This window comes from Mesorhizobium sp. P2_E7, from assembly GCF_056403855.1.
Genome location: NZ_JBFUER010000001.1, coordinates 247071 through 265821 on the forward strand (window position 1 = coordinate 247071; position 18751 = coordinate 265821).

The following is an 18751-nucleotide window of genomic DNA, read 5'->3' on the forward strand; positions in this document are numbered from 1 at the left end:
CGTTTAATGGCAGTCACGTTCATTGGCAGTCACATTCATTGCGTGCGGGCTGCGAGCGCCTTCTGGACGGCGTCGATCTGGCCGCCGAACCAAGTCTGAATCGTCTGTCCCGCCGGTTCGGTCTCGGTGACGCCGATGACGGTGACCTTGTTCTGTTTTGCGATGTCGAGCAACCGTGTCGTTGCCTCGTCGGTCACCTGCGAATTGTAGAACAGGATCTTGGCCGAGCCGTCCTTCAGGCTGTTCTCGAACGCCGCTACCTGTGTGGCGCTCGGCTCCGCATCGTTCATCAAGGCCACCTGGAAATCGTAGTTCAGCATCTTCAGGCCGAGCGCTTCCGCCATGTAGCCGAAGACAGGCTCGGTGGCGGTCACCTCGGTGCCGGCATAGGTTTTCTTGACGTCGGCAATTTCCTTGTCAATGGCCTCGAGCGAGGTCTGGAAGGCCTTGAGGTTGGCCTCGTAATGCACGGCATTGGCGGGATCGCGCCTGGCAAGATCGGCGGTCAGTGTCTTGGCGATGGCCGGCAGGGTCGCCGGGTTGTACCACAGATGCGGATTGTCGCCCGACTTCTTGCCGATCAGGTCGGCGGCGATGATGGTCGTGCGGTCCTTGCTGGTCGAGGCCGACAGCAGCTTGTCCATCCACGGATCGTAGTCGGCGCCGTTGTAGATGATGATCTTGGCGTCGGCGATGGTGCGCGCCGTCGAAGGGCTGGTTTCGAACAGATGCGGATCGTCGTCAGGATTGGCCAGGATGCTGGTGACGGTGACGTTGCTGCCGCCGATCTGGCGGGCGAGGTCGCCATAGAAATTCTCGGCCGCCACGATGGTCAGCTTGTCTTCGGCGCGGGCAGCCGTGCCGGTGAGCAGCGGCACTGCGACGAGCAGCGCGGCGAGAAAGGGAATGGGGCGCATCCTTGGTCTCCTTGCAGTCGGGAAGGCACGTGCCGGAGCGCTGTTCGTGCCGTGTAACTGTATAACAGTAACAATATAACGTTTGCGTCGGAAATACGGCCGATGTCAATGGGCTTTTTGAGCGGCGAAGTTTTTCAGCACGCACAAAAGCGTGAGCGGCCCGCGCCGATCGGGCGAGGGCCGCTCACGCCTTCAAATGATGTCCGAAAGGGCAGGGCTGACGGAGCGACTAACCTCTCGCCAGTACGAAATCGTGCTCGACCTCCCAGAAGGGGCCGGCGAATTCCAGGTCCTTGGCGCGCGCGGGATCGTCGACGCGCTTGAATTTGGCGAGCAGGCTTTCCTTCACGCCGAACACCGCGTCCGAATTGATGTAGGGATCGTCGGGGTCGAAGATATGGGTGGTCAGCGTCTCGAACCCGTCGGCCTTGAGGATGTAGTGCAGATGCGCGGGACGGAAGGGATGGCGTCCGAGCGCATCGAGCAATTTGCCGACCGTGCCGTCAGCCGGGATCGGATAAAATTTCGGCTTCACCGCGCGGAACCAGTACCGGCCGTCGGCGCCGGTGCGGAACACGCCGCGCAGATTGAAGTCGGGCTGGATGCCCTTTTGCTGCACGTCATAAAAACCTTCGTCATTGGCCTGCCAGACGTCGAGCACGGCGTCGGTGATCGGCTTGCCCTCGGTGTCGAGGATGCGGCCATGGATGAACATGTCCTCGCCCTTCTGGTCGAGGCAGATATTGGCGCCCATCGGCAGTTCCGGCGCATCGGCGATGTGGAAGGGACCCAGCACGGTCGACTCCGATGCACCTGACGGCTTGCGGTTGTTGATGGCGTCGACCAGCATCGAGACGCCGAGCACATCCGACAGGAGAATAAACTCCTGCCGCCATTCGGTGGAGAGCTGGCCGGTTTTGGTCAGGAACATGATGGCCTCGAACCATTCGTCCTGCGTCGGCTCGATCTCCTTGACCGCCTCATGCAGTTTGCGCGTGATGACCTCCATCACCGTTTTCAGCCGCGCGTCCTTGGCGTTCTTGTTGCGGCCGGTGACGACCTCGACTGAATTTGCCTCGGTGAAGAAGCCTTTTTCGTGCGCTTCCATATCTCTCACCTGTCCAGAATTGATGTCAGGGCTTTGCGCAGATCGGCCGTTGGGTCGCCGCTGATCGCGTCCTTGCGCCAGCCGACATGCTGGTCCGGCCGCACCAAAAGCACGCCGCTGTCGCGGATTTCGCGGGCGCGCGCCCAGTCGCCGGAAAAATCCTGCCAGGGTTGGCGCGGGCCGATCAGGTGCCCGGTAATGTCGATGCCAAGCTCCTTGCCCACCGCCTTGGCAGCGTCGAGCCAACCCTGGCCGCCAATGCCGGTCAGCACGGTGAACTGGCCGTGCCCCGTCAGGTCGAGCGTGGAAGCCTTGTCGCCCCGATCCGAATGGACCCAGACATGCGGCACCCGCGCGCCCGGCCATGACGTCGGCTGATGGTGCAGTTCGGCGTCCTTCTCGAAGGCCGGTTCCTTCTGGCCGTCGGTGATGATGGCGTTCGAGATATAGCGCTGGTTCATCTCGACGCCATGCGCGTCGAATTCGTAGACCTTGGCGGCAATGGTCTCGCGGATTTTTGCCCGTTGCGCTTCGGCCGCCGGCGTGTTGTCGCAGCGCGCATCCATGTTCGACTGCATCTTCACCGGGTCGATGGAATCGAGCAGGCCGAGCGCCTTGAAGATCGGGCCAAATTCCTCGATCGACTTGTTGGCGCGGGTGACGATCTGTTTGGCGACCGGCGCGCGCTCCTGCGAATAGCTGTCGAGCAATTTTGGGCCGGCCTTGCCCTTGATGACATGAGCGAGCTTCCAGGCGAGGTTGAAGCCGTCCTGGATCGAGGTGTTGGATCCCAGCCCGTTCGACGGCGGGTGGCGATGGATGGCATCGCCCATGCAGAACACGCGGCCCTTGGAGGTCTGCGTGGCGTACATGTTGTTGACCGTCCAGGTCGACACCGACTGGATCTCGATTTCGAGATCGGGATCGCCGACGAGGTCACGCGCCACCTTTTTGGCGAAGGCGTCGTCGACCTTCGGCGCCGGCTGGTTGATGTCATAGCCCCAGACGATCAGCCACTCGTTCCACGGCCGGATCATCCGCACCAGGCCCATGCCGATGCCGCCGACATCGGCGCCCGGCTGCACCACCCAGTAGAGCACCGAGGGCCGGTGGGCGACGTATTTCGACAGGTCCGCCTTGAACAGGATGTTCATCGAGCCGCCGACGCCCATCTTGCCTTCGAAGGGCAGGCCGGCATGTTCGGCGACCAGCGAATTGCCGCCATCGGCGCCGACCAGATACTTTGAGCGGATGGTGACGTCCTTGCCGGTCAGCCGGTCGCGGCAAGTGGTGGTGACGCCGTCGGCATCCTGCACATGCGAGAGATACTCCATCGACATGCGGGCTTGCGTGCCACGCGAGCATGCCGTCTTGAACAGCAGCGGCTCCATGAAAGTCTGCGGCAGATCGTTCATGTGCGCGGGCGAGGAGAGCAGATGCTCGGCGCGCGACAGCGGATGCTTGCCCCAGCTGCGCATGCGGCCGATCTCCTCGCCGGCAAGCGAGGTGCAGAAGACGTTCTCGCCCATCAGATCCTGCTCGGTGGCGTGCATATAGGCCTCGCCCTCGACATCCTTGCCGAGGTCGCGCAGCACCTCCATGGTGCGCTGGTTGGTGATGTGCGCGCGCGGTGTCGCCGCCAGCCAGCGATAGCGGTTGATGACCATATTCTCGACACCATAGGTCGAAAGCAGCGCCGCGGTTGCCGAGCCCGCAGGCCCGGTGCCGATGGTCAGCACGTCGGTAGAAATGTCAGCCATGCGGCCCTCCCTTTTTGCTTGACGGTAGAGGTCCGCCGGTCAATCGGCGGCGAACCGGAAAAAGCTGGATGCCGGTGCGCTCGGCGAACAGGCCCCACAGGCCACGCGGCGCAAACAGCATGATGACGATGCCGATCAGTCCGAGGATCAAGAGATACCAGGAGCCGTAGTCGGCAAGCAGGTTTTGCAGGATGTAGAAGACGATGACGCCGACGATCGGGCCTTCGATGGTGCCGATGCCGCCGATGACGACGATGAAGATGACATACGCCGTCCAGTCGACGACGGAGAAGGCGGCGTCGGGCGAAATGCGAGCCTTCTGTACATAGATCAGCGCGCCGGCGAGCCCGGTGCCGAAAGCCGCCGCCAGATAGACCAGCGTCTTCATGCGGCGCGCATCGACGCCGACCGAGCGCGCCGCCTCCTGGTTGTCGCGCACGGCGGCGAGCCCCAGCCCCTGCTTGGAACGCAGCAGGCGGTAGACGAGCCCGATCGTGGCGATGGCAAGCAGCAGCGCCAGCCAGTAGGTCAGGATGTCGCCCGCACCTGACGATTTGACGCCGAACAATTCGCCGACCAGCTTCAGCGCCGGCATGTCACGGGTCGCCTCGCGCGGCAGCGAGGTGCCGGTGCCGCCGCCCAGCATCTTCCATTGCGCCAGCGCCAGCCGCACCACTTCGGCGATGACCCAGCTGCCGATGGCGAAGTACGCGCCTTGCAGGCGAAACAGGAAGTAGGCGGTCGGGATGGCGAGCAGGGCGCTGGCGATGCCGGCAAGCAGGATCGCGATCAACGGGTCGAGACCGGCGAGGATGACAAGCGCGAACATGGCGTAGGCGCCGAAGCCGACAAAAGCCTGCTGCCCCACCGAGACCAGCCCGGCGTAGCCGGCAAGCAGGTTCCAGTTCTGCGCCAGCACCAGCATGGTGAGGATGAAGAACAGGTCCTGCAGCACGCTACGCGAAGCAAAGAGAGGTGCGGCGAAGGCGACCAGGATGACCAGCGCGGCGATGATGGCGAAGGTCGCCGACGCTTTGGTCCGCGTCTCGACTTTCCAGGATGTGAGCGAAGTGTCGGTCATGGCGTTCAATCCACCGCGCGCGGAAACAATCCGCGCGGCCTGACCAGCAACACCAGCAGGAACGCCAGGTGCCCGGCCAGGATCTGCCATTCCGGGTTGATCGCGGCGCCAAACGTTTGCGCGATGCCTATGACGATGCCGCCGGCGAGCGTGCCCCACAGCGAGCCGAGGCCGCCGATGATCACCGCCTCGAAGGCGTAGATCAGCCGCGCCGGGCCGATGGTCGGATCGAAATTGGCGCGCGTGCCGAGATACAGTGCGGCGATCGTCACCACCACCATGGCGATGCCGGTGGCGGTGGCAAAGATCCGCTTCGGCTGGATGCCCATCAGCCCTGCGGTGACCGGATCGTCCGAGGTGGCGCGAAAGGCGCGGCCTAGCGAGGTGCGGTAGAACAGCTGGTTGAGGCCGACGATCACTGCGATGGCCGAGGCCAGCGTCAACAGTGGCATCACGCCGACATTGATCGGCCCAAGCGCAACCGAAGCCGATTCCAATCCACCGATGGAGATGCGCCGGCTGTCAGCGGAGAAACCTTCGAGCAGGCCGTTCTGGATAACGATAGACAGCCCGAAGGTGACCAGCAGTGGTGGCAGGATGTCTGTACCAAGCGTGCGGTTGAGCAGGAAGAACTGCAGTGCCCAGCCGATGGCGAACATCAGCGGCATCGCCACCAGCGCGGCGACGAAGGGGTTGAGGCCGAGGGCCGAGACCAGCACCAGGATCAGGAAGGCAGCGAGCACGATGAGGTCGCCATGCGCCAGATTGACCAGCCGCATGATGCCGAACACGAGGCTCAAGCCCGCCGCAAACAGCGCGTAGAGGCCGCCAAGCAGAATGCCCTGGATGATTGTGTCGAGCGCGCTGGTCATGGGGTTTGACCCGATGACTTTTTGGCAAGGCCGAGTTCCCGCCCACCCCCCTCTGTCCTGCCGGACATCTCCCCCTCAAGGGGGGAGATTGGCAGTTCCTTCGACAGCGCTTTTCCTGCGACGTTGGTGATTGGCGAAGGCCGCAGTGAAGTCCGATCTCCCCCCTTGAGGGGGAGATGCCCGGCAGGGCAGAGGGGGGTGGCTGGGCGCGGTTTGAACAATCTATCCATCACCGCCCTCAATGCCCAAAATACGCAGCGTGAATATCCTCGCGCGTCAACCCGGCCGGCACCCCAGACAGCGTGATCCGCCCTTCCATCATGCAGTAGACGCGGTCGGCGACTTTCAGTGCCTGGCCGATATCCTGCTCGACGACGACGATCGAAGCGCCGGCTGCGCGGATGCGCGGGAAGGCGGCGTAGATGTCCTTGATCACCACCGGCGCCAGACCGAGGCTGATCTCGTCGCACAGAAGCACGCGCGGGTTGGACATCAGCGCGCGGCCGATCGCCACCATCTGCTGCTGGCCGCCCGACAGCGCCGTGCCCGGATTGGCACGCCGCTCCCTGAGGATCGGGAACAGCTCGTAAACCGTGTCGAGGTTCCAGTGTCCTTTGACCGCACGGCCATAGCGGCCGATGAGCAGATTCTCCTCGACGCTGAGCGACGGAAACAGCTTTCGCCCTTCGGGAACCATGGCGATGCCGCGGGCGACGATGTCGGGCGCGGGCAGGGCGCCGATCTCCGCGCCGTCGAACAGCACGGCGTCCGGCTGGTTCGCCAATATGCCTGATATCGAGCGCATCAGCGTCGTCTTGCCGGCGCCGTTTGCGCCGATGATGGCAATCGTCTCGCCCTGGTCGAGCGCGATGTCGACGCCGAACAGCGCCTGGAAATCGCCGTAGCGCGCAATGAGGTTTTTGGTCTCGAGCAGCGCCATCAGATCTCGATCCCGAGATAGATTTCGCGGACCTCGCGCGATGCCATGACGGCATCCGGCGCGCCCATGCCGATAACCTTGCCGAAATTCAAAACCAGCAGCCGCTCGACCACCGAGTTCAGCGCATGCAGCACATGCTCGATCCAGATGATCGACATGCCGCCTCTGTGGATGCCTCTGATGGTGTCGACCAGCATGCCGCATTCGCCTTCGGTCAGGCCGCCGGCGATCTCATCCAGCAGCAGCAGCCGCGGCTCGGTCGCCAGGGCGCGGGCGAGTTCCAGCCGCTTGCGCTGTAACAGGCTCAAGCCGCCGGCCGGATGGTTGGCGCGGTCGATCAGTCCCGTCTCGACCAGGATCTCGGCACAACGCTCGCTAACCTCGGCTTCGGTCTTCCTTGCGCCGAAGGCGCCGGCGACCAGCAGGTTCTCGAACACGGTGAGTTTCTCGAAGGGTTGCGGGATCTGGAAGGAGCGGCCGACGCCGGCAAAGCAGCGCTGCATCGGCGGCAGTCTTGTCACGTCGCGGCCGTCGAAAATGATGGTGCCGGCATCGGCCGAAATGTTGCCGGTGATCAGGTTGAACAGCGTCGACTTGCCAGCGCCGTTCGGGCCGATAATGCCGAGCGCCTCGCCCTCGCCAAGCTCGAACGAAACCGCGTCGGCGACCGTGAGGGCGCCGAAGCGTTTCGAGACATTGACGAGCGCGAGGATGGCCATGGCTAGGCGATCGCTTCCATCTTGCCGCCGGTCGGGATGTTCGGCGCGGTCTTGTTGTCGGTGATGACGAGATCGTAGCCGCCGCCGTCCTTCAGCCGCCACTGGCCGCCGACCAGCGGCGTCTTGGCGATGTTCTTGGCGGCGAAGGGCGGCAGATTGGCGCCGTCCCAGGCAATCGGCCCGACCAGCGTGTTGAGCTTGGTCGCGGCGATCGCCGCCGCCACCTTGTCGCCGTCGTCGGGCTCACCGGCCCGCTTCATCACATCGACAGCAATCTCGAACAGCGCATGAACAAAGCCGATCGGCTGCGTCCATTGCCGGCCGGTGGCCTTGGTGAAGCCCTCGGCGACCTGCGCCGAGCTTTCGCCGGTCAGCGACGATTTGAACGGATGGTTCGGCGTCCACCAGACTTCCGACGACAGGTTGTGGCCGGACTTGCCGAGCGCTTCGACCGATTGCGGGAACAGGATCGCCTTGCCGATCGATGCCACCTTTGGCGTGAAACCCTGCTGCTTGGCCTGGTTCCAGAAGGTGGTGAAATCGGGCGGGATCATCACGCCGGTGATGATCTCGCAGGAGGCACCCTTGAAGGCGTTGATCTGCGCCGAGAAATCATCGGTCAGGTTCTGATAGCGGCCGGTATCGGTCAGCCCGTAGCCGCCCTTGGCCAGCACCGGCGGGAAGCCGACAGTGCCGTCGCCCCAGGCGTTGCCATCGCCATCATTGGGGAACAGGCCACCGACTTGTCTGTTGGTCTCGACCTGCGCCCACATGTTGGTGAAGACCGCGATGACGTCCTCCAGCCCCCAGAAGAAATGGTAGGCATAGTTGAACGGTTTCCACGAAGCGGGATCGCCGGGATTGCCTTGCTGGCCGATGAACCAGGGCTGCCACGGCGCGACCGTCGACAGGCACGGCACTTCTTCTGCCTCGCATGTGGTGGCGACCGGGTTGGTGGTCTCCGGCGTTGAGGCGACAAGCATCAGATTGACCTTGTCGTTGACGATCAGTTCCTTGGCGACTTCGGCTGCCCGGTTCGGGTTCGACTGGCTGTCCTTGACCACGACCTCGTAGTTGAGGCCGGCCGCCTTGGTGGCGGCGAGAAAGCCATCGATGATGAATTTGTCGGCCTCGGCGAAAGCCGCCAGCGGGCCGGATTGCGGGCTGACATAGCCGAGCTTGATCGGCGCGTTCTGGGCGATCGCCGGCATCGGCAAGCCGCCGGCAATGAGGCCGGTGGCGGCGGTGTTGCGGATGAATTCGCGTCTGGTAATCATAACTATTCCTCCCTTGTTGCCGTCAGTTCTGCGGACGTCTTCCCTCCCACGCGTCCTGCAACAGGGCGCGGATTGCGGCGCGGTCGAAAGGCCGCGGATTCCAGTACGGATTTTTGGTCGCGATCTCGGCGGCACGGTCGAGATCGTCCAGCTTGAGGCCGAGCTCTCTAAGCGTCAGCGGCGCGCCGACGGACTTCGCGAAATCATGCAGGCCGCCGCCGGCGCTGCCGCCAAAAATATCGGCGACCGGCTTCAGCAATTCCGGCACGGCGACGGCGTTGAAGCCGATCGTGTGCGGCAGCATCACCGCATGGGTCTCGGCATGCGGCATGTCGAAGGAGCCGCCGAGCGTGTGGCAGATCTTGTGATGCAGCGCCATGCCGACGGTGCCGAGCACCGTGCCGCACAGCCAGGCGCCGTAGAGCGCGTCGCCGCGTGCCTCAAGATTTCTGGGCTCCTTGATCAGTACCGGCAGCGCCGTCTTCAGCGCGCGCAGCCCTTCGGTCGCCATCAAGGTCGAGATCGGATTGCGGTCTTGCGCGTAGAGCGCCTCGGCCGCATGCGCCATGGCGTTGAGGCCGGAGGTGACGCTCATCGCCACCGGCAGGCCGACGGTCAGTTCCGGATCGTAGATCACCACTTCCGGCAGGATTTTCGCATCGCGCACGGTGGTCTTTTCACCATGCTCGGTCTGGCCGAGGATCGGCGTCACTTCCGAGCCGGCATAGGTGGTCGGGATGACGATCTGCGGCAGGTCGATGCGGTACGCGATGGCCTTGCCCAACCCCGTGGTCGAACCGCCGCCGAGCGCGACGACGCAGTCGGCGTTCACCTCGCGTGCCTTCACCATCGCCGCCTCGGTCACTTCGACCGGCGTGTGCATGGCCGCGCCCGAGAAGACGGCTGCCGCCAGTGATCCGATCTGCTTCGCCAGCGCTTCGCCGTCGGCCGCCTGGTGCGGCGTCGACAGGACAAGCGCACGTTTGCAGCCGAGCTTCTCGATCCAGGTGCCGACCTCGGCCGACGCGCCATTGCCGAAGACGATATGCGCCGGACTGCCGGAATAGGTGAAGGAACGTGTCATGCCGCCCGGCTCCCCTTGCGCGCCATCGCCAGAACGAAGTTGAAATCGAGCGACCAGTAGCCTCGTTTGCCGGCAGCCTGCTTGAAGTCGCCAATGAGCTCCGGCTTGACGCCAAACAACGCATCCTCGGCGAGGCGTGGATCGCCGCACTCGAACACTTGCGTGGTCAATGTCTCGAAGCCATCGGCGCGGATGAGGAAGTGGATATGCGCAGGACGGCTGAGCGGGTAGTTCAACTGACCGAGCATCTGTCCGACCGGGCCATCGTCCGGCACGCCGTAGCCTGCGGGTTTTACGGTGCGGTAATGGAAGCGGCCTTCCTTGTCGGTGGTGAAGACGCCGCGCAGATTGTTCTCCGGCTGCAGATCGGGCTGCTGGTTCTCGTAAAACCCTTGCGCATTGGCCTGCCAGGTCTCGACCGTCGCGCCGGCGATCGGCAGCCCGTCAAGATCAGTCACTCGTCCCGTCACGGTCAGTGGTTTGCCGACGCCGTCGAGCGAAATGTCGGCGCCGAGCGCCAGCCTTGGCGCGTCGGCGCGATAGAAGGGGCCACGCCCTGTGTTGGGCGTCGCGCCATTCGGCCGTCGTGAGTTGATCTCCTCGACCAGCGCCGTGACGCCGAGCAGGTCCGACAGCAGCACCCATTCCTGCCGTTTGTCGTCGCTGGCATGGCCGATCTCGGTGAGGAAGGCGATGGCTTGGCGCCAATCGGCCGCAGTCGGCCGGGTTTCCCGAACGATCTGGTGGAGATGGTCGACAACGGTGGCGAGGAAACGCGGCAACGGTCCGGCCTTCGCCTTGAGCAGGCGCTGGGCAACAATCTCGGCCGAATTGGCCTCGCTGAACGACGGAATGCCGGACATGTTCCTCCCCGGTGTCATCTCGGGAAGGACATTAACGCAGGCCAAAGACAAAGATGATGATTTCTTCCCCGTTTAATATATCATATCGTTATGAAGCTCGATGAAAGGCATTTGATCCAGCTGGCCGCCGTGGTGCAGGCCGGTGGCGTCACCGAGGGCGCGGCGCTCATCGGCCTGTCGCAGCCGGCCGTCTCGCGCACGCTGTCGATGCTGGAGAAGCGGCTGGGCGAGCCGCTGTTCCTGAAAGGGCGCCGGCCCTTGCAGCCGACACCGCTCGGCCGCGCGCTCGCCGACCATGGCCAGGTGATGCTGACGGCTTCGCGCAAGGCCTCTGACATCGCCGCCAATTTCAGCCAGGGCCGCTCGGGCGTGGTGCGGGTCGGCGGCACGCCGTTCTTCATGGATGCGCTGATCTCCGGCATGATCGCCGACTTCCAGAACGCCTATCCGGATGTGCGCGTCGACCAGAGCTATGGCTATCTCTCCGACCTGCGCGCCGCCATCAATGCCGACCGCATCGACCTTGCCGTCTGCCCAATCGACATTCTCGAAGAGGGGTCGGGCATGGAGTTTCGCGAGATCCTGCCGGGCCGCAACGTCGTCGCCTGCCGCGCCACGCATCCGCTGTTGCTGCGGCGCAAGCTGAAAACCGGCGACCTGCTCGACTATCCCTGGATCGCGCCGCCGCCGGGCAGCCCGCTGCTGGAGGATCTGCGCAGCCTGCTTCTGTCGCTCGGCGCCACCGAGATCAAAATCCGCTATTCCGGGGGATCGCTAACCAGCGCCATCAACTACATGAAGGAGACCGACGCGCTGACCGTCCTGCCGCACAGCGTGGTCTTTGCCTTTCGCAAGGAAAAATCGATCACCGCACTGCCCGTCGCCATTCCGCATCCCGATCGTGCGCTCGGCCTGCTCAGGCGCGCCGACACGCCGCGCGCCCCTGCCGTCGACGCTTTCGCCAAGCACATCCGCCAGAGCTTCGACAATTTGAAACACCTCATCAAGCGCCACGAACAGGCGGTCGTCTGGGGCGCCTGAAGTCTCCTGCATACTCGCAAACGCGTCGCCTCGACCGCAAAAATGTCAAAAAAGTATCAGTGAGGTGGACACACCGTGGTGGCGGCGGCAAGGATTGCCGCCTAAGCTTTGATCACTGCAGAGAGCGGCAAACGCGGCCTGCGGGAGAGGGCACTGCAACTGGTCGCATGACCGGACCGGCGCCGGGAGGAACTGACATGAATCCGGACTTGGAAGTCGTCCAGATCAGACGTGGCGAGTCGTTCAAGGCCTGGGCCCACGGCTATCCCTTTCACACCGTGCGCTGGCACTTCCATCCCGAATATGAAATCCACCATGTCGTCGCCACCACCGGCCACTATTTCGTCGGCGACTTCATCGGCGAATTCGAGCCGGGCAACCTCGTGCTCACCGGCCCGAACCTGCCGCACAACTGGGTCAGCGACGTGCCGGCCGGCACCAGCGTGCCGCTGCGCGGCCGCGTCGTCCAGTTCTCGCAAGAGTTCATCGCCGATGCCACGACGGCGCTGCCCGAACTTGCCGGTTGTGAAAACATTCTCGAGCTCAGCCGCCGCGGCGCGCTGTTTTCCAATATCACCGCTGAGCTTGCCGCACCCGTGCTGGCCGAACTGGTCGAGGCGCAAGGCGTGCGCCGCATCGCGCTGTTCATGGAGCTAATCGATATCCTGAGCCGCGCGACAGATGTGCGGACGCTGACCAGCGCCAGCTATCTGCCCGATCCCTCCGGCTTCATGTCGGCCGGCGTCAACATGGCGCTTGCCTATATCAACGCCAACCTGACCGAGCCGTTCAGCGAGAGCGATCTGGCGGCGATTGCCGGCCGCAGCCCGAGCGCGTTTTCGCGCAGCTTCCGCCGTCACACCGGCATGGCGCTGGTGCAGTATGTCAACCGGCTGCGCATCAATCTCGCCTGTCAGTTGCTGATGAGCGAGGCCGATATGCCGATCACCGAAATCTGCTTTGCCGCCGGCTACAACAACATCTCGAATTTCAACCGCCAGTTCCTGACGCAGAAAGGCATGTCGCCTTCGCGCTTCAGGGCCTTGCTGGCGGAAAACATCAGCGCGGAGATTGCCGCCTAACAGGGAGGACCGGGAGGAGCTTTAGACATTTTGGGAAGAAAGGACGCGGGGCGTGCGTTGGAGGTGCCCCGTGCTGGAGATCGCTTGTCCTGAAATCCAGCGATATCAAGAGGATACGGTGCACGGATCAAGTGCGTCGTCATTCCTCGCAACAGTTCGACTTGCAGTCAAGGCCCGGCGCGCCATGTGGTGACCAGGCTTCGTGAAACAATTGAAACGGAGATATCAGAATGATCAGATTTGCTTCGACGGGTGCACTCACCCTTTCGCTCCTCACCGGCACTGCCGCTTTCGCCGCACCGGTCACCGACGCCACGGTCGCCTTCCTCATGCCCGACCAGGCCTCGACCCGCTACGAGCAGCACGACTATCCCGGCTTTGCCGCCGAGATGAAAAAGCTCTGCCCCGGCTGCAAGGTAATCTACCAGAATGCCGATGCAGACGCCTCGCGCCAGCAACAGCAGTTCAATTCCGTGATCTCGCAGGGCGCCAAGGCGATCGTGCTCGACCCGGTCGACTCGACCGCCGCCGCCTCGCTGGTCAAGCTGGCGCAGAGCCAGGGCGTCAAGGTCATCGCCTATGACCGCCCGATTCCGACAGCACCTGCCGACTTCTACGTCTCGTTCAACAATGAAGGCATCGGCAAGGCCATCGCCGACTCGCTGGTCGAACATCTCAAGGCGCTGAAGGTCGATCCGGCCAGCGGCGGCCTGCTGCAGATCAACGGTTCGCCGACCGACGCGGCCGCCGGCCTGATCAAGAAGGGCATTCATTCCAGCCTCGACAACAGCGGCTATAAGATTCTGGCCGAATACGACACGCCGGAATGGGCGCCGCCGAAGGCACAGCAATGGGCAAGCGGCCAGATCACCCGCTTCTCCACCCAGATCGTCGGCGTCGTTGCGGCCAATGACGGCACCGGCGGCGGCGCCATTGCCGCCTTCAAGGCCGCCGGCGTCGATCCGGTGCCGCCGGTCACCGGCAATGACGCGACCATTGCCGCATTGCAGCTGATCATCGCCGGCGACCAGTACAACACCATCTCCAAGCCTAGCGAGATCGTGGCCGCCGCTGCCGCCAACGTCGCCGTGAAGCTTCTTTCGGGCGAGACGCCGAAGGCCGAAATGACCCTCTACGACACCCCCTCGCAGCTGTTCACGCCAGCGGTGGTGACGCAGGAAAACCTCAAGGCCGAGATCATCGACAAGAAGATCAACACCGCCGAAGAGCTCTGCGTCGACCGCTATGCCGAAGGCTGCAAGAAGCTCGGCATCACCAACTGATCGGACTATCCTGACCCTGACTTCCGACCGCCTTTGCGGCGGCCGGAAGTCCGCAGTCACTCTTGACCGGTCATCCGGAAAGGTTTGCCACTATGTCTGACATCTCTGATGGACCGGTTTCGGCAGGTGAGCTGGTGCTCAGCCTGCGCGGCATCTCGAAGAATTTCGGCGCCGTTTCCGCACTTACCGATATCGACCTCGACGTTCATGCCGGCGAGGTGGTGGCGCTGGTCGGCGACAATGGCGCCGGCAAGTCGACGCTGGTCAAGATTCTGGCCGGCGTCCATCAGCCGACGTCGGGCACCATCAATTTCCGCGGCAAGCAGGTGACCATGCCCGACCCGAGTGCTGCGCTGACGCTCGGCATCGCCACCGTCTTCCAGGATCTGGCGCTGTGCGAAAACCTCGACGTCGTCGCCAACATTTTTCTCGGCAAGGAGCTCAACCCGCTGCGGCTGGACGAGGTGGCGATGGAGATCCGCGCCTGGACACTGCTCAACGAATTGTCGGCGCGTATTCCGAGCGTGCGCGAAGCGGTCGCTTCGCTGTCCGGCGGCCAGCGCCAGACAGTGGCGATCGCCCGCTCGCTGCTGCTCGATCCAAAAGTCATCCTGCTTGATGAGCCGACCGCCGCTCTTGGCGTCGCCCAGACGGCGGAGGTGCTGAACCTCATCGACCGGGTGCGCGAACGCGGCCTCGGCGTGCTGATGATAAGCCACAATATGGAGGACGTGCGCGCCGTCGCCGACCGCATCGTCGTGCTGAGGCTTGGCCGCAACAACGGCGTCTTCGAACCCGACGCCTCCAACCAGGAACTGGTCAGCGCCATCACCGGCGCCGCCAACAATGCGGTGTCGCGCCGCGCCGAACGGCGCAGGGCAGCACAGGCGCAATCACAGGAGCAGCGGCCATGAGCGCAGAGCCCAAGCAGGACATCTCCTCGTCGACGGCGCTCGACCGTAGCGACGTGCGTGTCAAGCACCAGGCCGGCGTCGGTGGCGCGATCAGCGCCTTCTTCGACCGCGTCCGCTCCGGCGACCTCGGCTCGCTGCCGGTGATCGTCGGCCTGGTCATCATCTGGAGCGTGTTCACCGCTCTCAATCCGGTGTTCGTGTCCTCCAGCAACCTCGTCAATCTCTTGTTCGATTGCTCCACCGTCGGTGTCATCGCGCTCGGCATCGTCTGCGTGCTGATGGTCGGCGAGATCGACCTGTCGGTCGGCTCGATCAGCGGCTTTGCCTCGGCCATGGTCGGCACGCTGTGGGTCAACCAGGGCTGGCCGGTGGCGCTCGCGATTGTCGCGGCACTCGCTGTCGGCGGCTTCATCGGCGCGCTCTATGCCTTGCTGTTCAATCGGCTCGGCATGCCGAGTTTCGTCTCGACGCTCGCCGGCCTGCTCGCCGTGCTCGGCCTGCAGCTCTACATCCTGGGCTCCACCGGCTCGATCAATCTGCCCTATGGCTCGAACCTGGTGAATTTCGGCCAGCTGCTGGTCATGCCGGACTGGCTGTCCTATGCGCTGGCCGCAGTGCCCGGCATCGTCATGCTGATTACCGGCCTGCGCACCGTCAGCCGCCGCCGCGCCGTCAACCTGTCGGCGCCGTCGGTCGGCGGCCTCATCGTGCGCGTCGCCGCTTTGACCATCCTGCTCGAGCTGATCGTCGGCTATCTCAACCAGGCGCGCGGCATACCGTGGATGTTCGGTCTGTTCGTCGGCCTGGTGGTGGCGATGAACTATGCGCTGACCCGCACCCAATGGGGCCGCTCGATGACCGCCGTCGGCGGCAACCGCGAAGCGGCGCGCCGCGCCGGCATCAAGGTGCGCTCGATCTATCTCAGCGCCTTCGTCATGTGCTCGATGTTCGCCGCCCTTGGCGGCGTGCTGTCGGCCGCGCGGCTGGCCTCGGCCAGCCAACAGGCCGGCACCGGCGACGTCAACCTCAACGCCATCGCCGCGGCGGTCATCGGCGGCACCAGCCTGTTCGGCGGCCGCGGCCGCGCGTATTCCGCGCTGCTCGGCATCATCGTCATCCAATCGATCGCCAGCGGGCTGACCTTGCTCGATCTGTCGTCGTCGCTTCGCTACATGATCACCGGCGCCGTTCTGGCGATCGCTGTCATCGTCGACTCCCTGGCACGCCGCTCGCGGGTTTCCCACGGCCGCGCCTGAACGCAATCATAACTCGAGGATAAGATGGCTCAGGATTTGAGTGGAAAAGTCGCGGCGATCACCGGCGCAGCGTCGGGCATCGGCCTGGAATGCGCGAAAGCGCTGATTGCCGCCGGCGTTCGCGTCGTGCTCGTCGACCGCGCCGAGGATGCGTTGAAGAGCGCGTGCGCCGAACTCGGTCCCAACGCCATCCCGCTGGTGATCGATCTGATGAAGCCGGCCAGCGTCGCCACCATGATGCCTGAGATTCTCGACAAGGCCGGCCAGCTCGATATCTTCCACGCCAATGCCGGCGCCTATGTCGGTGGCCCGGTGCTCGACGGCGACCCCGATGTGTGGGACCGCGTGCTGAACCTCAACATCAATGCGGTGTTCCGCTCCGTGCACGCCGTGCTGCCGCATATGGTCGAGCGCAAGACCGGCGACATCATTGTCACCTCATCGATCGCCGGGCTGGTGCCGGTGGTCTGGGAGCCGATCTACACCGCCTCCAAACATGCCGTGCAGGCCTTCGTCCACACCGTGCGCCGGCAGGTCGCCCCGCACGGCCTGCGTGTCGGCGCGGTACAGCCGGGGCCGGTGGTGACAGCGCTGATCAGCGACTGGCCGAAGGATAAGCTTGATGATGAACTGGCCAAGGGCGGCCTGATTCAGCCGGTCGAGGTCGCCGAAGCCGTGATGTTCATGCTGACGCGGCCAAGGAACGTCACGATCCGCGATCTGGTGATCCTGCCGCAGAGCAATGATTTGTGAGGCAGTAGGGATTAGGCAGTAGGGAATAGGAAACCCTTGCGGCTCGCCGCCAACGGCTGATCCTCTCCTACTGCCTACTGCCTACTGCCTACTGCCTACTGCCTACTGCCTACTGCCTACTGCCTACTGCCTACTGCCTACTGCCTACTGCCCTACTGCCTAACCCTTCGAGGTTCCCTATGCCTTCCCATTTCCTCGGCATCGACGTCGGCACCGGCAGCGCCAGGGCAGGGGTGTTCGACAGCGCCGGCACCATGCTTGCCTCGGCCAAGCGCGACATCGCTTTGTTCCTCGAACCTGGTGAAATCGCGGAGCAGTCGAGCGAGGATATCTGGCGGGCTGTCTGCGCCAGCGTGCGCGAGGCTGTGACGAAGTCGGGGCTTGCCGGGCGCGACATTGCCGGCATCGGCTTCGACGCCACCTGTTCGCTGGTCGTGGTCGGCAAGGGCGGTGTACCGCTGGCGATCGGCGGCTCGGGCGACAGCGAGCGCAACATCATCGTCTGGATGGATCACCGCGCGCTTGACCAGGCGCAGCGCATCAATGCCGGCAAGCACGCCGTGCTCGATTATGTCGGCGGCACGATCTCGCCGGAGATGGAAACGCCGAAGCTGCTGTGGCTGCGCGAGAACCTGCCCGCCACTTTCGATGCGGCTGAACACTTCTTCGACCTCACTGATTATCTGACCTGGCGCTCGACCGGCAGCCTGGCCCGCTCGATCTGCACGCTGACCTGCAAATGGACCTATCTCGGCCATGAGAGGCGCTGGGATGAAGCCTATTTCCGCGCCATTGGCCTCGGCGTGCTCGCTGACGAAGCCTTTGCCCGCATCGGCACTGAAGTGGTCGAAGGCGGCACCGCGCTGGCGCAGGGCCTGACCGAAGCCGCCGCGGCCGATCTCGGCCTGCTGCCGGGAACGCCGGTCGCTGCTGGTCTCATCGATGCCCATGCCGGCGGCGTCGGCACGGTTGGCGGGCAGGGCTCCGTCGGCACGCTGCAATCGCGCATGGCCTATGTCTTCGGCACCTCGGCCTGCACCATGGCCAGCACCAGCGAACCGGCTTTCGTGCCGGGCATCTGGGGTCCATATTTCTCCTCGATGGTGCCGGGCCTGTGGCTCAACGAAGGCGGCCAGTCGGCGGCGGGCGCAGCGATCGACCATCTCGTCGGTTTGCATCCGGCCGCAGCAGAAGGGGCGGCGAAGGCCAAGGCGGACGGGCTCAGTCTCGCAGCATGGCTCGGTCGGCAGGCGGCAACGCAGTCCGTTGACCTGTCTTCGGCAGCGCGCCTTGCCGACGGGCTGCATGTCGTGCCGGAGTTTCTCGGTAACCGGTCGCCCTTCGCCGATCCCGAGGCCAAGGCGCTCATCGCCGGGCTCGGCATGGACACGTCACTCGACAGCCTCGTCGCGCTCTACGTCGCGGGCCTGCTGGGCATCGGCTATGGTGTGCGCCAGATCCTGGCGGCCATGGCCAACAAAGGCATTGCCATCGACACCATCGTCGTCAGCGGCGGCGCGGCGCAAAGCGAACTGGTGCGCCAGCTGCTGGCCGACACGACAGGACTGACCGTCGCCGGCTCGACCTCGCCCGAACCGGTCCTGCTCGGCTCGGCTATGTTGGGTGCGGTGGCGGCGCAAAAATATCCCGACGTGATTGCGGCGATGACCGGCATGTCGGGCATCGGCGAAATCTATCGCCCCGCCAGCGGCGATCTCATGCCCTGGCATGACAAGCGCTTCGCCGCTTTCGAGCTGCTGCAGCAGGCAGGCCGCGCCATCCGCGACTGACGATTGGGCGA

General features: G+C 64.2%; 17 protein-coding genes. 7 read left to right on the forward strand and 10 right to left on the reverse strand.

The annotated features are described in order from the left end of the window. Positions 1-35: 35 nt before the first annotated feature. The 10 genes from AC1DYC_RS01290 to AC1DYC_RS01335 form a co-directional block, all read right to left on the reverse strand. On the reverse strand, positions 36-917 hold the full coding sequence (locus AC1DYC_RS01290) for a metal ABC transporter solute-binding protein, Zn/Mn family (RefSeq protein ID WP_477403295.1): 882 nt from the start codon (positions 915-917) through the stop codon (positions 36-38). Between the two features lie 229 nt (positions 918-1146). Next, a complete protein-coding gene (locus tag AC1DYC_RS01295) occupies positions 1147-2025 on the reverse strand; it encodes an intradiol ring-cleavage dioxygenase (RefSeq protein ID WP_477310248.1) in 879 nt (292 codons plus the stop codon). 5 nt (positions 2026-2030) lie between these two features. After that, the gene (locus tag AC1DYC_RS01300) at positions 2031-3785 is read right to left on the reverse strand and encodes an FAD-dependent oxidoreductase (protein WP_477403297.1); all 1755 of its coding nucleotides are present in this window, start codon (positions 3783-3785) and stop codon (positions 2031-2033) included. Further along, positions 3778-4866: a branched-chain amino acid ABC transporter permease gene (locus tag AC1DYC_RS01305; RefSeq protein WP_477403299.1), complete on the reverse strand. Its 1089-nt coding sequence runs from the start codon at positions 4864-4866 to the stop codon at positions 3778-3780. Before AC1DYC_RS01305 ends, AC1DYC_RS01300 begins: the two co-directional genes overlap by 8 nt. A gap of 5 nt (positions 4867-4871) precedes the next feature. Continuing rightward, on the reverse strand, positions 4872-5738 hold the full coding sequence (locus tag AC1DYC_RS01310; protein WP_477403301.1) for a branched-chain amino acid ABC transporter permease: 867 nt from the start codon (positions 5736-5738) through the stop codon (positions 4872-4874). A 238-nt stretch (positions 5739-5976) separates the two neighbouring features. Beyond that, complete coding sequence (locus tag AC1DYC_RS01315; RefSeq protein ID WP_477403303.1) at positions 5977-6678, reverse strand: ABC transporter ATP-binding protein; 702 nt, start codon at positions 6676-6678, stop codon at positions 5977-5979. Then, on the reverse strand, positions 6678-7397 hold the full coding sequence (locus AC1DYC_RS01320) for an ABC transporter ATP-binding protein (RefSeq protein WP_477403305.1): 720 nt from the start codon (positions 7395-7397) through the stop codon (positions 6678-6680). Before AC1DYC_RS01320 ends, AC1DYC_RS01315 begins: the two co-directional genes overlap by 1 nt. 2 nt (positions 7398-7399) lie before the next feature. After that, positions 7400-8674 carry an ABC transporter substrate-binding protein gene (locus AC1DYC_RS01325; RefSeq protein WP_477403307.1) on the reverse strand — a complete coding sequence of 425 codons (1275 nt, stop codon included), beginning with the start codon at positions 8672-8674 and terminating at the stop codon, positions 7400-7402. 22 nt (positions 8675-8696) lie between these two features. Then, positions 8697-9758 carry a maleylacetate reductase gene (locus AC1DYC_RS01330; RefSeq protein ID WP_477403309.1) on the reverse strand — a complete coding sequence of 354 codons (1062 nt, stop codon included), beginning with the start codon at positions 9756-9758 and terminating at the stop codon, positions 8697-8699. Then, positions 9755-10639 (reverse strand): dioxygenase family protein, encoded by an 885-nt coding sequence (locus AC1DYC_RS01335; RefSeq protein WP_477403311.1) that lies wholly within the window; start codon positions 10637-10639, stop codon positions 9755-9757. The genes AC1DYC_RS01330 and AC1DYC_RS01335 overlap by 4 nt, the downstream gene beginning before the upstream one ends. Before the next feature lie 72 nt (positions 10640-10711). On the opposite strand from AC1DYC_RS01335, the gene AC1DYC_RS01340 reads away from it, so the two are divergent. The 7 genes from AC1DYC_RS01340 (at position 10712) to AC1DYC_RS01370 (ending at position 18740) form a co-directional block, all read left to right on the forward strand. Further along, positions 10712-11662: a LysR family transcriptional regulator gene (locus AC1DYC_RS01340; RefSeq protein WP_477403313.1), complete on the forward strand. Its 951-nt coding sequence runs from the start codon at positions 10712-10714 to the stop codon at positions 11660-11662. Between the two features lie 197 nt (positions 11663-11859). Beyond that, positions 11860-12744 carry a helix-turn-helix domain-containing protein gene (locus AC1DYC_RS01345; protein ID WP_477403315.1) on the forward strand — a complete coding sequence of 295 codons (885 nt, stop codon included), beginning with the start codon at positions 11860-11862 and terminating at the stop codon, positions 12742-12744. Positions 12745-12974: 230 nt separating this feature from the next. Next, positions 12975-14027 carry an ABC transporter substrate-binding protein gene (locus AC1DYC_RS01350; RefSeq protein WP_477403317.1) on the forward strand — a complete coding sequence of 351 codons (1053 nt, stop codon included), beginning with the start codon at positions 12975-12977 and terminating at the stop codon, positions 14025-14027. A gap of 92 nt (positions 14028-14119) precedes the next feature. Beyond that, the gene (locus AC1DYC_RS01355) at positions 14120-14941 is read left to right on the forward strand and encodes an ATP-binding cassette domain-containing protein (RefSeq protein WP_477403319.1); all 822 of its coding nucleotides are present in this window, start codon (positions 14120-14122) and stop codon (positions 14939-14941) included. Continuing rightward, entirely contained in the window at positions 14938-16197 is a 1260-nt protein-coding gene (locus AC1DYC_RS01360) for a sugar ABC transporter permease (RefSeq protein WP_477403320.1), read from the forward strand. Before AC1DYC_RS01355 ends, AC1DYC_RS01360 begins: the two co-directional genes overlap by 4 nt. Positions 16198-16221: 24 nt before the next feature. Then, positions 16222-16950, forward strand: coding sequence for an SDR family oxidoreductase (locus AC1DYC_RS01365; protein WP_477403322.1), 729 nt, complete (start codon positions 16222-16224; stop codon positions 16948-16950). Positions 16951-17129: 179 nt separating this feature from the next. Next, a complete protein-coding gene (locus tag AC1DYC_RS01370) occupies positions 17130-18740 on the forward strand; it encodes an FGGY-family carbohydrate kinase (RefSeq protein WP_477403324.1) in 1611 nt (536 codons plus the stop codon). Positions 18741-18751 lie beyond the last annotated feature (11 nt).

Excerpts from the sequence above, each read along its gene's own strand:
- AC1DYC_RS01290 (WP_477403295.1), bottom strand. The coding sequence starts at position 917 with ATGCGCCCCATTCCCTTTCTCGCCGCGCTGCTCGTCGCAGTGCCGCTG.
- AC1DYC_RS01295 (WP_477310248.1), bottom strand. The coding sequence starts at position 2,025 with ATGGAAGCGCACGAAAAAGGCTTCTTCACCGAGGCAAATTCAGTCGAG.
- AC1DYC_RS01300 (WP_477403297.1), bottom strand. The coding sequence starts at position 3,785 with ATGGCTGACATTTCTACCGACGTGCTGACCATCGGCACCGGGCCTGCG.
- AC1DYC_RS01305 (WP_477403299.1), bottom strand. The coding sequence starts at position 4,866 with ATGACCGACACTTCGCTCACATCCTGGAAAGTCGAGACGCGGACCAAA.
- AC1DYC_RS01310 (WP_477403301.1), bottom strand. The coding sequence starts at position 5,738 with ATGACCAGCGCGCTCGACACAATCATCCAGGGCATTCTGCTTGGCGGC.
- AC1DYC_RS01315 (WP_477403303.1), bottom strand. The coding sequence starts at position 6,678 with ATGGCGCTGCTCGAGACCAAAAACCTCATTGCGCGCTACGGCGATTTC.
- AC1DYC_RS01320 (WP_477403305.1), bottom strand. The coding sequence starts at position 7,397 with ATGGCCATCCTCGCGCTCGTCAATGTCTCGAAACGCTTCGGCGCCCTC.
- AC1DYC_RS01325 (WP_477403307.1), bottom strand. The coding sequence starts at position 8,674 with ATGATTACCAGACGCGAATTCATCCGCAACACCGCCGCCACCGGCCTC.
- AC1DYC_RS01330 (WP_477403309.1), bottom strand. The coding sequence starts at position 9,758 with ATGACACGTTCCTTCACCTATTCCGGCAGTCCGGCGCATATCGTCTTC.
- AC1DYC_RS01335 (WP_477403311.1), bottom strand. The coding sequence starts at position 10,639 with ATGACACCGGGGAGGAACATGTCCGGCATTCCGTCGTTCAGCGAGGCC.
- AC1DYC_RS01340 (WP_477403313.1), top strand. The coding sequence starts at position 10,712 with ATGAAGCTCGATGAAAGGCATTTGATCCAGCTGGCCGCCGTGGTGCAG.
- AC1DYC_RS01345 (WP_477403315.1), top strand. The coding sequence starts at position 11,860 with ATGAATCCGGACTTGGAAGTCGTCCAGATCAGACGTGGCGAGTCGTTC.
- AC1DYC_RS01350 (WP_477403317.1), top strand. The coding sequence starts at position 12,975 with ATGATCAGATTTGCTTCGACGGGTGCACTCACCCTTTCGCTCCTCACC.
- AC1DYC_RS01355 (WP_477403319.1), top strand. The coding sequence starts at position 14,120 with ATGTCTGACATCTCTGATGGACCGGTTTCGGCAGGTGAGCTGGTGCTC.
- AC1DYC_RS01360 (WP_477403320.1), top strand. The coding sequence starts at position 14,938 with ATGAGCGCAGAGCCCAAGCAGGACATCTCCTCGTCGACGGCGCTCGAC.
- AC1DYC_RS01365 (WP_477403322.1), top strand. The coding sequence starts at position 16,222 with ATGGCTCAGGATTTGAGTGGAAAAGTCGCGGCGATCACCGGCGCAGCG.
- AC1DYC_RS01370 (WP_477403324.1), top strand. The coding sequence starts at position 17,130 with ATGCCTTCCCATTTCCTCGGCATCGACGTCGGCACCGGCAGCGCCAGG.